12 protein-coding genes and 1 other annotated feature are annotated in these 12,789 nt (G+C 57.8%); of the genes, 5 read left to right on the top strand and 7 right to left on the bottom strand.

The genetic code is table 11. The annotated features are described in order from the left end of the window. Positions 1–128: 128 nt before the first annotated feature. From AFK66_RS06595 to dacD, 4 genes are all read right to left on the bottom strand, one after another. On the bottom strand, positions 129–467 hold the full coding sequence (locus AFK66_RS06595; RefSeq protein WP_004385327.1) for a DUF496 family protein: 339 nt from the start codon (positions 465–467) through the stop codon (positions 129–131). Positions 468–635: 168 nt separating this feature from the next. Then, on the bottom strand, positions 636–1,694 hold the full coding sequence (locus AFK66_RS06590; protein ID WP_007776214.1) for an FUSC family protein: 1,059 nt from the start codon (positions 1,692–1,694) through the stop codon (positions 636–638). A 200-nt stretch (positions 1,695–1,894) separates the two neighbouring features. Further along, on the bottom strand, positions 1,895–2,368 hold the full coding sequence (gene sbmC / locus AFK66_RS06585) for a DNA gyrase inhibitor SbmC (RefSeq protein ID WP_007776216.1): 474 nt from the start codon (positions 2,366–2,368) through the stop codon (positions 1,895–1,897). Between the two features lie 87 nt (positions 2,369–2,455). Then, positions 2,456–3,622 carry a serine-type D-Ala-D-Ala carboxypeptidase DacD gene (gene dacD, locus AFK66_RS06580; RefSeq protein WP_230582552.1) on the bottom strand — a complete coding sequence of 389 codons (1,167 nt, stop codon included), beginning with the start codon at positions 3,620–3,622 and terminating at the stop codon, positions 2,456–2,458. Positions 3,623–3,865: 243 nt separating this feature from the next. Between dacD and AFK66_RS06575 the strand changes: the two genes are divergently transcribed. Further along, positions 3,866–5,017, top strand: a complete 1,152-nt coding sequence (locus AFK66_RS06575; RefSeq protein ID WP_007776222.1) for an acyltransferase family protein — start codon at positions 3,866–3,868, stop codon at positions 5,015–5,017. A 77-nt stretch (positions 5,018–5,094) separates the two neighbouring features. Further along, positions 5,095–6,522: an exodeoxyribonuclease I gene (gene sbcB / locus AFK66_RS06570; protein ID WP_023898453.1), complete on the top strand. Its 1,428-nt coding sequence runs from the start codon at positions 5,095–5,097 to the stop codon at positions 6,520–6,522. A 290-nt stretch (positions 6,523–6,812) separates the two neighbouring features. On the opposite strand, the gene AFK66_RS06565 is transcribed toward sbcB, so the two are convergent. Further along, positions 6,813–8,174 carry an APC family permease gene (locus AFK66_RS06565; protein WP_007776227.1) on the bottom strand — a complete coding sequence of 454 codons (1,362 nt, stop codon included), beginning with the start codon at positions 8,172–8,174 and terminating at the stop codon, positions 6,813–6,815. 188 nt (positions 8,175–8,362) lie between these two features. Continuing rightward, positions 8,363–9,658 (bottom strand): 4-aminobutyrate--2-oxoglutarate transaminase, encoded by a 1,296-nt coding sequence (gabT, locus tag AFK66_RS06560; RefSeq protein ID WP_007776232.1) that lies wholly within the window; start codon positions 9,656–9,658, stop codon positions 8,363–8,365. A gap of 266 nt (positions 9,659–9,924) precedes the next feature. Here gabT and AFK66_RS06555 point away from each other — a divergent pair, with 266 nt between their 5' ends. Continuing rightward, positions 9,925–10,704, top strand: coding sequence for a gamma-glutamyl-gamma-aminobutyrate hydrolase family protein (locus AFK66_RS06555; RefSeq protein WP_007776235.1), 780 nt, complete (start codon positions 9,925–9,927; stop codon positions 10,702–10,704). On the opposite strand, the gene AFK66_RS06550 is transcribed toward AFK66_RS06555, so the two are convergent. Continuing rightward, entirely contained in the window at positions 10,688–11,512 is an 825-nt protein-coding gene (locus AFK66_RS06550; protein WP_007776238.1) for an SDR family oxidoreductase, read from the bottom strand. The genes AFK66_RS06555 and AFK66_RS06550 overlap by 17 nt on opposite strands. 180 nt (positions 11,513–11,692) lie before the next feature. On the opposite strand from AFK66_RS06550, the gene hisL reads away from it, so the two are divergent. Next, positions 11,693–11,743 carry a his operon leader peptide gene (gene hisL, locus AFK66_RS22260; RefSeq protein ID WP_071601073.1) on the top strand — a complete coding sequence of 17 codons (51 nt, stop codon included), beginning with the start codon at positions 11,693–11,695 and terminating at the stop codon, positions 11,741–11,743. Then, positions 11,719–11,841 (top strand) — a sequence feature (His leader region). (Overlaps the previous gene by 25 nt.) Before the next feature lie 47 nt (positions 11,842–11,888). Then, entirely contained in the window at positions 11,889–12,788 is a 900-nt protein-coding gene (hisG, locus tag AFK66_RS06545; protein WP_004385872.1) for an ATP phosphoribosyltransferase, read from the top strand. Position 12,789 lies beyond the last annotated feature (1 nt).

Here is a 12,789-nt window from a genome sequence, read left to right as displayed (position 1 = left end):
TGCCTGTTAATAACAGATATTAAAAAGCCCGCTTTTTAGCGGGCTTTTTGCTTTTGGATGTTCGCGCGCCAGGAAAGACGTGCGCCACACCGCAGATATAAAAAAACCGCCGAAGCGGTTTTTTTTACTTATTCTTCGCCTTTCGGCTCGTGCACTTTCAGTTCGCCCATCGCTTTGAGCTTTTTGGAAATCTCGCGGCGCTCTTTGGAGATCTCGGCGTTTTTGATGATGTAGTCATCCACGCGGTCTTCGTAGTCGCTCTTCATGCTGGCGATAATGCCCTGAATGGCTTCCACGCTCATGCCTGGCTTGATGTAATCGCTCAGGTTGTCGAGCAGCAGCACGCGCTTCTGGTTGTCACGAATTTTCTTCTCGACGTCCTGAATTTCACGCTGCAGCTTGTTCTTACGGCGGAACAGACGCACGAACTCTAGAACGTCCTGGAATGAAGGTTTGCTGTTTTCCATTTTTACACCCCTGCTGAATTTAAGACTCGGATTCGTTTAAACAACCGCATGGCGTAAACCTTACTGTCAGCGGCGGTTGATGACAATGGTTTTATCCCGTTCAGGATGCCTGTGGTTATCATAGCCTGAAACGATGCTGAATCGAAACAAGCGCCGGTCGTCTGCGGATTATTTGCGCAGCGCCCGGCAAATAAGCTGAGAAAGGCGCTCCAGCTGCTGCGCCAGCTCCATGCTCAACCATACATAGCCGTGAATCGGCGTTTCCACCAGCGCCCCCTGCTGCCCTTCGCTCATCAGCGCGCGCAGCTCCTGGGCGATTTCTGCAAGCTTCTCGCGGTTGGCCATCACCGGCGACGGGTTCCCTTCGCGCAGCGCCTGTGCAATCGCCGCCAGCGTGTTCTCCGTCATCTGCTGCGAATCGCGCAGGGTTCGGGCGTTAATCATCAGGAAGTGGCTTTCGCGCGAAGCCCACCAGGCATTGATCTGCATCTCAAGCGTACAGACCATATTGCGGCTGGTGGTCTGGATAGCCTCGAAAATCGCCCGCTGAATGTGCGTCTCCTTGCTGGCGGGCGTGATATACGCGCGCAGCTTCACCACGCTGCCGAGGATATTCTGTAACGGCTTATCGAGCCGCGGGCGCTCCACCAGGTTTGGCGACAGCCCGGCGTGATAAATCTTCGCGAAATCGCCGACGAAATTTGCCATCTGGATACGCCAGTGGATAAACGCCCGCTGCGGCCAGAGGCTTGTAAAGAGCATCGCCAACAGCGAGCCGAAAATCACATCACCGCCGCGCCAGAGCGCGACCAGCATGTCGCCCTGCGGCGAGCCGACCACCACCGACAGCGTAATGCCAATCAGCAGCGCCTGATAAGGCCGCTTGCCGAGCGCCAGAAAGCCGCACAGAAACATCGCCAGCGCGCACCACAACAGCATCAATGGCAGCGACCAGCCTTCGAGCTGCAACGCCACGAGCCCCAGCGCCGCGCCGAGAATAGTGCCGCCAATGCGCTCAAACGCGCGCGGAACCACGTTCCCCCAGAATGAGATTGGCCCCATCACCACCACCAGCGTGATGAGCGGCCAGGTGCCTTCCGGCACGTTCAGCATCCGCACCAGTAAAAATGTCAGGATAAACGCCAGCGCAATGCGCACGCCGTGCACGATGCGGTAATGCTGGTAGAGACGGATTTCAAAAGAGGAGAGCGATTTATCGGCACGCACGCTTACTTTCCCGTTAACAGCCTTGATGAAACGTCGCTTCAGGCGAAACGCCTGAAAATGAGGGGCGCTATTTTCTGACAAAAATAGGGGAAAAGCTGTAACTTTTCGGAGAAGGTGTACGAATTATCGAGGAATTAACGTTATTTTGCCATTTGCTTAACAAAAAGCGCGCCCGCCGCCATCGCGGGGGCGCAGGGGTATTATTCGCCGGAGGTCTGAACCGGGATATACATGTCGATTTCCCAGTAGCCCTCGCGCTTGCCATCGTTGAGGTAAATTTCAAAACACGGGCGCGCAGCCATCTGGTAACGCACGTCCTGATGCAGACGCGTAAAGAACGCGAGCCACGGCGTGCCGAAATCGTTGTCCTCAACGCGAGCGCGCGCCACCGCGTACTGGCCGCCCGGCAGGTCAGTCAGGATCACGCCGACGCTGTTCTCCGGCAGAGTGAAATCCGCCGGCACTTCAACGACGGTATCGGCGCGCAGCTTCTCCGGGGCGACCTGCTGCGGATTATCGTAATAAACCGCAAGCCAGGCCTGCGGCTGGATATGGAAGTTATCCACCCACAAAGAGAGCTGTTCAAACCCCTGCGGCACCGTTTTCTCCCACGGGCCGACCAGATGAAAACCGGCGATTTTACGCGTTAAGACATGCTCGATGGTGTAATCCATGTTCACTCCTCGCTGTTCAAAATAGCGAGTATAGTGTGCGGCGCTCATCCGGGCGTCTGTGAGCGCCTTCGCGTTCGCAAAAAACGCTTACAGGGTCAGATGCAGCCAGTCGCCAAAGCGCGAGAAGACACCGCCCTTTTTCACCTTCTCAAGCGTCACCAGCGGCATACGCGCAATAATCGTATCGCCGTTATAGAGCTCTATCTCGCCCACTCTTTCATTGGCGTCCAGCGGCGCGTCAAGGCGCTCGCGATCGAGCAGATATTTCGCCTTCACGTTCGCAAGCTGCGCCTTCGGCAGCGTCAGCCAGAAATCGCGATCGGTGCCGACCGCCACCTGTTCGTTTTTACCGTACCAGACGCGCTCGGTGCCCACTTTCTTGCCTTTTTGCAGGATCTCCACGGTATCGAAAGTCTGCTGGCCCCAGTGCAGCAGTTTACGCGCCTGGTCTTCGCGCCCTTTCGGGCTGTCAGCGCCCATAATCACCGCGATCAGGCGGCGCTTGCCGTCGACGCTTGACGCTATTAGGTTAAAGCCCGCGCCGGAGGTATGGCCGGTTTTCAGCCCGTCGACATTGAGCGTCTTATCCCACAGCAGGCCGTTGCGGTTCTGCTGGGTGATGCCGTTCCAGGTCAGGCTCTTTTCGCTGTACATATGGTAAAACGCCGGCTCGCCGTGGATGATGGCGCGTGACAGTACCGCCAGATCGTAAGCAGAGCTGTGCTGCCCCGGCGCGTCCAGGCCGTGTACGGTTTCAAAATGGGTGTCTTTCAGGCCGAGCTTTTGCACGTAGTCATTCATCATCGCGACGAACTGCGGCTGGCCGCCCGCTACGTAATCGGCCAGCGCCACGCAGGCGTCATTGCCGGAATCGACAATCAGGCCGCGGCTGAGGTCGCGCACCGTGACGCGATCGCCCGCCTTCAGGAACATCAGCGACGAGCCTTCAAACACCGGGTTATCTTTCGCCCAGGCGTCCTTCCCGACCGTCACCACGTCATCCGGCGTGATGCGATGGCTGTCGATGGCGCGGTCCACCACATAGCCGGTCATTAATTTGGTCAGGCTCGCCGGGTTACGCTGTTGATGCTCGTTATTCGCCGCCAGTATTTGTCCGGTCGTGTAATCCATCAACACATAGCTGCCCGCCATAATGGCCGGCGGTTGCGGCATGGAAAGCGCGGCAGCGTTCGCCTGCGCGGTAATACCGGCCAGCATGATGCAGGAAACGGCAATCATTGGTCTAAATTTCAACAGCATATCCTCTGTAACTTCTCGATGGGGCGCCTTTTTTACGGCAGTTTTTATTTCCTTGCTCCGGTAAATTGCAAGGAAATATGAATAAGATGCGTCTTAACTAAAATTGTCACCGTTTCGTTTACCTGCTGATAACATGCTGCGGAAAATCTGATAATAAACATTTCACGTACTGTTCCGATTGTTATAAAGGCCGACTCTTTTTAGCCTGGTGACTTTTAAAAGGCTGAGGAGAAGGGTATGGCGCAGGGTAAAAGCTGGTCGCCGGAGCTGGAGGGGTTACGCGGTCTCGCGTCGCTGTGGGTGCTGCTGGGGCATATTTGTCTGCTGGTGCAGTGCCGCATTCCCCTGTTATACGATCCGGGCATGGGCGTCGATCTGTTTATTTTGCTGTCGGGTTTTCTGATGGCGAAGAATTATATGGAGCGTCGGGATATTGAGCCGTGGACCAGTGGCCATACTATGCGTAATTTCTGGCTGCGCCGCTTTTTCCGGATCGCGCCGCTCTATTATTTCCTGCTGCTGTTAGCGCTTATTTTCGGCGCGGCGTTCGGCGAATGGCGCGATGTGATAGCCCAGGCCTGGCCGTCAACGCAGACCGAAAGCCAGCGCTATGCCGATACGTCCGCCGGCAATATTCTCGCGCATATTTCGTTTGTCTTCGGCGCTATTCCTTATTATTCGTTCCGTACGGTATTGCCGGACTGGAGCATCGGGCTGGAAATGCAGTTCTACGTGCTGTTCCCGTTCATTATGCTGCTGGTGATGCGCTGGGGCTTTTTCGCCGCCGCTTTCGCGGTTATGGTGGCCTACTTTGCAGCGCGCTGGGCGTTGCCGGGCTATTTCGAGGCGTTCCCGATGCCCTCGATGATCCTGATTAAGCTGCCGCTGTTTGTCGCGGGTATGCTGATTGCCGCCGCCGTGCGCGAGAGCCGCCGCCTGTTGCTGCTGCTGGCGTTCCTGGCACCGGTGCTCGCCTGGCAGATGCATATCGCGGTGACGCCGGTTCGCCTCATCGCCCAGTGCGTGATGATTGCCGGCCTCGGCGCGCTGCTGTGGCAGGCGCAGGCAGGCTCGCTGCTGCATCAGGCGATGCGTCTGCCGCGCTGGCTGTTGACGCGCCGTATCAGCCAATTCCTTGGCGATGTCTCCTATTCGGTCTATCTGCTGCATCTGATGATTGTGATTCCGGTCATCGGCCTGCTGGTAGAGCACAGCGCGTTTGAGCAACACGCCTCGCCGGTGCGCCTGCTCATCGCCGCGGCCATCAGCCTGCCGGTGACGTACACGCTGGCGACAGTTCTCTTCCATCGTGTGGAGAAACCGGGCATTGCGCTCGGCAAACGGCTGATTACCCGTAAACCGGTGCAGCCGGAACAGGTCATGCCTTAAGACCGCTGCCACTTCTTCCGGAGAGGGCTATGGTTTACCATAGCCCTGTTTTTTTACTTACTCTGGATGGTGACCTGGTGTCTGATTCTGCCGCGCAACCGACTTTTCTGTTCCACGATTACGAAACCTTCGGCAAAAGCCCCTCGCTGGACCGCCCGGCGCAGTTCGCCGCCCTGCGCACCGATGAGAATTTCACGGTTATCGGCGAGCCGGACGTCTTTTACTGCAAGCCCGCCGACGATTATCTTCCTCAACCAGAAGCGGTGCTGATAACCGGCATTACGCCGCAGGTGGCGCGTGCGCGCGGCGAAAACGAAGCCGACTTCGCAAGACGCATTCACGCGCTGTTCACCGTGCCGAAAACCTGCGTCGTCGGTTATAACAACGTGCGCTTCGATGACGAAGTGACGCGCAATATTTTCTATCGCAACTTCTACGATCCCTACGCCTGGAGCTGGCAGAACGATAACTCGCGCTGGGATCTGCTGGATGTGATGCGTGCCTGTTACGCGCTGCGCCCGGAAGGTATCGTCTGGCCGGAGAACAGCGACGGGCTGCCAAGCTTTCGCCTTGAGCATTTAACCGTCGCCAACGGGATTGAACACGCCAACGCGCACGACGCGATGGCGGATGTGTACGCCACCATCGCCATGGCGCAGCTGGTGAAAACCCGCCAGCCGCGGATGTTCGATTATCTCTACACCTACCGCAGTAAGCAGAAACTGGCGACGCTGATTGATACCGTTCAGATGAAGCCGCTGGTGCACGTTTCCGGCATGTTTGGCGCATGGCGCGGCAATACGAGCTGGATAGCGCCCATCGCCTGGCACCCGGAAAACCGTAACGCGGTAATTGTGGTGGATCTGGCAGGCGATATCAGCCCGCTGCTGGAGCTGAACGCTGACGACCTGCGCGAGCGGCTCTATACGCCGAAAGCGGCACTCGGCGAGGCGAGCGCGGTGCCGGTGAAGCTGGTGCATCTCAATAAGTGCCCGGTACTGGCGCAGGCCAATACGTTGCGCCCGGAAGATGCCGAGCGTCTTGGCATCGACCGCCAGCACTGTCTGAATAATCTCAAGGTGCTTCGCGATTCGCCGCAGGTGCGCGAAAAACTGGTGGCGCTGTTTGCCGACGCCCCGCCCTTCCCGCCTACCGATAACGTGGATGCGCAGCTCTACGACGGCTTTTTCAGCGACGCCGATCGCGCCGCGATGCGTATCGTGCTGGAGACGCCGCCGCAGAACCTGCCGGCGCTCGATATTACGTTCGTGGATAAGCGTATTGAGAAGCTGCTGTTTAACTACCGGGCGCGTAATTTCCCCGGCACGCTCAGCGAGCAGGAACAGGAGCGCTGGCTGACGCATCGCCGCGACGTGTTTACGCCGGAATTCCTGCAGGCCTATGCCCAGGAGTTAGAGATGCTTTATAACCAGTACGAGAGCGACAAAGAGAAGACGGCGCTGCTGAAAGCGTTGTATCAGTATGCGCAGGAGATTGTCGGATAAGCGCGGGTGATACCGGTGTGATGGGATGTGGCGGGTGCGCTGCACTTACCCGCCCTACCTTCGGGAAATGGTATTGGTTTTAACAATGGCGGGTGCGCTGCGCTTACCCGCCCTACATATTGCCAACCGAAAAGCTCAATCGTAGGGCGGGTAAGCCACGCGCACCCGCCGCCCCATCGACATCCCAATCCACTGCCCCGACCCATCGACATCCCAACCCGCCGCCCCAAAACCACCGCCAACAAAAAAGGCTCCCGACGGGAGCCTTTTTTCTGTGCGTATCGCGGTAATTACGCGATATCTTCACGGTACTGCGGTACCGGGTTACGGAAGCTGCGGGTCACGCAAGCCAGGTAAACCACACCGATACCGGCCCAGATCAGGCCCAGCACCATGGAGCTTTCTTCCAGGTTCAGCCACAGGGCACCTACGGTCAGCGCGCCGCACACCGGCAGCAGCAGGTAGGTGAAGTGGTCTTTCAGCGTCTTGTTGCGGCCTTCGCGGATCCAGAACTGCGAAATCACAGACAGGTTCACGAAGGTAAACGCCACCAGCGCACCAAAGTTAATCAGCGCGGTCGCCATTACCAGGTCGAAGTTAATCGCCATCAGCGCAATCGCGCCCACCAGCACCACGTTCAGCGCCGGGGTACGCCATTTCGGATGCACGTAACCGAAAAAGCGGTTCGGGAACACGCCGTCACGGCCCATCACGTACATCAGACGCGCAACGCCTGCGTGCGCCGCCATACCGGACGCCAGTACGGTCACGGTGGAGAAAATCAGCGCGCCGACCTGGAAGGCTTTGCCTGCCACGTAGAGCATGATTTCCGGCTGGGACGCGTCCGGATCTTTAAAGCGCGAGATATCCGGGAAGTAAAGCTGGATAAAGTAGGTCGCGAAGATAAAGATCAGGCCGCCAATCAGCGCGGTCAGGAAGATAGCGCGAGGGATCACACGCCCCGCGTCTTTGGTCTCTTCCGACAGGTTACTGATGCCGTCAAAGCCGGTGAACGAGAAGCACAGAATGGTCGCCCCGGTAATCATCGGGATGACGTGCGCATTCTCAGACCAGAACGGACGTGAACTTACCAGCGTACCCGCGCCTTCGCCGTGGGACACGCCGTAAATCACCATGCCCAGAATCACGGCGATCAGCACCACCTGCAGCACCACGATAATGGTGTTGAAGTTCGCCACGCCTTTCAGGGTACGCATGTTGAAAACGGTCATGAACGCGACCAGCAGCACCACGAAAATCCATGACGGGATTTCCGGCACCAGCGCTTCAAAGTAAATTTTCGCGAGCAGAATGTTGATCATCGGCGCGAAGAGGTAATCGAGCAGCGACGACCAGCCCACCATGAAGCCCACGGTCGGGTTAATCGCTTTCTGCGCGTAGGTATACGCCGAGCCCGCAGACGGGAAGCGTTTCACCAGTTTACCGTAGCTCAGCGCGGTAAAGAGGATCGCGACCAGCGCGAAGGCGTACGCGGTCGGTACGTGACCGTCCGTCAGGCCAGATACAATACCGAACGTATCGAACAGCGTCATAGGTTGCATATAGGCGAGGCCCATCATCACAACCGGAATCAACGTAAGTGTTTTACGTAACTCCACGCGAGAGGTTTTTGGAGTTGCATTAAGCGACATAATTATTCTCCTTTACGGTGAACATCGCCGCATAAGCGAAAAATTGCCCCATTTTCTGTATTCCTCAGCGACAACAACTGTCGGATTTTAAGTAAGTATCTATCCGGTACGAAGCCCGGCCTCTTGAATTTAATTACGATGCTCTTGACTGCAAAAAAATAACCGACGCGTTGACGTCGGTTAATATCTTATTTTGCAGGGCGCGTATTTTGCACCACTTTAAGGCAGGATGACAAGATGTTGAGACCTTCTGTCACAATTTCTTTCTCAGCGGTGAGCGGGATAAGGAAACGGATGACGTTCGCACGCACGCCGCAGGTCAGTAAAATCAGCCCCTGACGCCCTGCCTCCTGCACCAGTTGCTGGGTCAATTCTTTGTCCGGGCGATGGCTGTCGCGCTCATGCACCAGCTCCATCGCCACCATCGCGCCGACGCCGCGCACATCGCCGATAAAGTCATACTCCTGCGCCAGTTCGCGCAGGCGGCTCATCAGCAGCTCGCCCTGCGCGATGGCGCGTGCGTTTAATTGCTCCTCTTCGATGAGATCGGTCACCGCCAGCGCCGCGGCGATACTCACCGGCGACCCGGCATACGTGCCGCCAAGCCCGCCCGGCAGGGCTTTATCAAACAGCGCCTTTTTACCCACCAGCCCCGAGAGTGGGAACCCGCCCGCCAGGCTTTTGGCCATGGTAATGAGATCCGGCTCAACACCTGAATGTTCGATGGCGAAGGTTTTTCCGGTACGGCAGAAGCCGCTCTGGATCTCATCGACAATCAGCACGATGCCATGTTTATCGCACAGTGCACGCAACTGCTGCATAAACTCGGCAGAGGCGGCGTAAAACCCGCCCTCGCCCTGCACCGGCTCGATAATGATCGCCGCCACCTCTTCGGGTGCCACATCTGCGGCGAAAATCCCCGCCAGCGACGCCAGCGCCTGCGTGTCGCTCACGCCCAGATACGCCGCCGGGTAAGGCGCGTGGTAAATCCCCGCCGGGAACGGGCCATAGCCTTTTTTATACGGCTGCACTTTGCCGGTGAGCGCCATGCCAAGCAGCGTACGGCCATGAAACGCGCCGCGAAACGCAATCACCGCCGAGCGCCCCGTGGCGATACGCGCCACTTTAATGGCGTTTTCCACGGCCTCGGCGCCGGTTGAGAGAAACAGCGTCTGGCAGGGTTCGCTGATGGGAGCCAGCCGGTTCAGGCGTTCCGCGAGCTCAATGTAATTGCCGTAAGGCGTGACCTGAAAACAGGGATGCGTAAAATTATCGAGCTGCGCCTTCACCGCCGCGATAACCGCCGGGTGATTGTGCCCGGTATTGAGCACCGCAATGCCGGAGGCGAAATCGATATAGCGCCGCCCCTCCACATCCCAGATTTCCGCGTTCTTAGCCCGCGCCACAAATACCGGCAGCGCGTTACCCACGCCCTGCGGCACCGCCTGCTCGCGTCTCTCCTGCCACTGCTGATTGCTTTGCATCATTGACTCCTGTACGCAAAAAGCCTCCGCCCAAACAGACGGAGGCAACATTATTCTCATTGGTATACCGGGGGGGCGTTAACGTTCGGAAAGAAGCGGTACGGCAGTTTTACATCGCGAAAAAGGGTGGCGAAACCGCTCAAATAGCGCCCGTGATCAAAACATAGCTCAAGGCGAAAGTTCCGCCAGAGCGGGCGCGTGGAAAGTTGACCCGCTGCGAATGCTCAACTACAGGATCTGTATCCCAGCGAAACAGGCGAGCCAGCATGACCGTAAACACACCGCCGCTCATCGGCGTATTGATGTGTCAGAGTAATCAGGACGAACAGTTAATCTTAACGGTGGAAAATCTTTATCTGGCGCCGCTTTATCACTTCGGCGCGGTGGCCATTCCCCTGCCCCACCATCTGGCGGACGATCCGCTCTACCTGGCGGCAGCGCTGAAATCGCTGAGCGGGATTTTTCTCCCCGGCAGCCCGTGCAACATTGAGCCGCACCACTACGGCGAAGAGGCGCAGGAGGCCAGTAACGATCCGGGGCGCGACAAACTGGCGCTGATGCTGGTGCGCCACGCGCTCAATACCGGCCTGCCGCTGCTTGGTTCATGCCGCGGCGTGCATGAGATGGTGGTCGCCACCGGCGGCAAGCTCTGGCGGCAACTGCATAATGTTGAAGGGCTGCGCGAGCATGAAGTTAACCCGAACGGCAGCCCGGAGGCGAAATTCGCGCCGGTACACGGGCTTGAGATTACGCCCGGCGGCTGGCTCGACAGCTGGGTCGCGCCCGGCGAAACGGTGCGGGTGAATACGCTGCATCAGCAAGGAATACGTGAAGTGGGGCCCGGCGTGTTTATTGAAGCGCGCGCCGATGACGGGCTGATTGAAGCTATCAGTATCCCGGATCATCCGTTCGCCTTCGGGGTACAGTGGCACCCGGAATGGGGCGCGCTGCACGACGAGCCGCTATCAAAACAGATCTTCGATGCCTTTGTGGCCGCCTGCCGCGTCTGGCAGGCTGACCATCAGGCGCTTACTCCATTGGCATAACCAGCGGGTTCGGGTAGAGATACTCAAACCCCAGTTCATGGCAGATCCGGTTGCCGTCAATCAGCTTGCCTTTACTGCCCGCCGGGCTTTCGCTAAAGCGCGGCGGCTCCAGGCCAAGCTGGCGCGCCATCACCGGGTAAAACTCCGCACGCGTCGGGTGCTGTGGGGCGCACAGGTTATAAATATGCCCGCCTCTTGGCGACTGCAACAGGAGGGTAATGGCACCGATCACGTCCTCAAGATGCACCAGATTGACGCCATGTCCGCCGTTCGGCGCGCTTTTCCCGGCAAAAAAGCGGCCCGGATGACGCCCTGGCCCTACCAGCCCCGCGAGGCGCAGAATATCAACAGACGTGCCTGGCAAATTGTGCAGCCACTGCTCAAGCTCTCTTAACACACGCCCGCTTTCAGTGACCGGATTTGCGGGCGTCGTTTCTTTACAGATGCCTTCCGTCTCGCCATAGACCGAGGTGGAGCTGGTAAAGATAATCCGCGGGATCTGGTGCGCCAGCGCGCTGTCCACCACCTGCTGCACCGCCTGTAAGTAATAGTCGCCGTTGCCGCCGGTACGCCGCGCAGGCAGCGTTACCACCAGCGCGTCGGCGTTAAACAGCGCCTCAAGGTCTTCGCTGTCACACACCATTTCCGGCAGCAGCTCCAGCTGATAGCTTTCGATACCGCACATGCGCGCGGCTTCCACGCCGTCGGCCGTGGTTTTGCTGCCAGCGACCTGCCAGCCACGGGCATTAAGCGCGAGCGCCAGCGGCATGCCCAACCACCCTAATCCGACAATCGCGACCTTTTTCATTGCTTTCTCCTGCTCCGTCTTTGCGCCTGCGTCTTTTCAGGCTACGCCAGCCGCCGCGGGCTGACAATTGGTGTAGTGAATATGAAAGGTTTTAATGATGAAAAAAAGCCCTTGCCTTCTCTGCCCGGTATGGTTTACGGTTAAGACAGGTTTTGAATAAGCATTCAACAAGAGAATTTTATGACACGCGTTCAGTTTAACAACCACCACCATCACCATCATCCTGACTAGTCTTTCAGGCGATGTGTGCTGGAAGACGATCGGATCTTCCAGTGGTGCATGAACGCTAAGAGAGCCCCCGGAAGATCATCTTCCGGGGGCTTTTTTATTGGGCGTTGGCAGACGAATTTAACGAGATCAACAAGGATAAGGCGAGATGACAGACAACAACCGTTTACGCATAGCTATTCAGAAATCCGGCCGTTTAAGCGATGATTCGCGCGAACTGCTGGCCCGCTGCGGCATAAAAATTAATCTGCACACCCAGCGTCTGATCGCGCTGGCGGAGAATATGCCGATCGACATCCTGCGCGTGCGCGATGACGATATTCCGGGCCTGGTGATGGATGGCGTGGTCGATCTCGGCATCATCGGCGAAAACGTGCTGGAAGAAGAGTTGCTGACCCGCCGCGCCCAGGGCGACGACCCGCGCTACTACACGCTGCGTCGCCTTGATTTCGGCGGCTGCCGCCTCTCGCTCGCCACGCCCGTTGACGACGTCTGGGAAGGCCCGGAAAGCCTGAATAACAAACGTATCGCCACCTCTTACCCGCACCTGCTTAAACGTTATCTCGATCAAAAAGGCGTGCAGTTTAAATCCTGCCTGCTGAACGGCTCGGTGGAAGTCGCGCCACGCGCCGGGCTTGCCGACGCCATCTGCGATTTAGTTTCCACCGGCGCGACCCTTGAGGCCAACGGCCTGCGCGAAGTGGAAGTGATTTACCGCTCCAAAGCCTGTCTTATCCAGCGCGACGGCGAGATGCCTGCCGTGAAGCAGCAGCTTATCGACAAACTGTTGACCCGCATTCAGGGCGTTATCCAGGCGCGCGAATCGAAATACATCATGCTGCACGCGCCGACCGAGCGCCTCGATGAAGTGATTGCCCTGCTGCCGGGCGCCGAGCGTCCGACCATTCTGCCGCTGGCAGGCGATCAGCAGCGCGTGGCGATGCACATGGTGAGTAGCGAAACCCTGTTCTGGGAAACCATGGAAAAACTGAAAGCGCTGGGCGCCAGCTCCATTCTGGTGCTGCCGATTGAGAAGATGATGGAGTGAC

It is taken from the genome of Cronobacter malonaticus LMG 23826 (assembly GCF_001277215.2).
GTDB lineage: Bacteria > Pseudomonadota > Gammaproteobacteria > Enterobacterales > Enterobacteriaceae > Cronobacter > Cronobacter malonaticus.
This window is presented reverse-complemented; position numbering and strand designations above follow the sequence as displayed.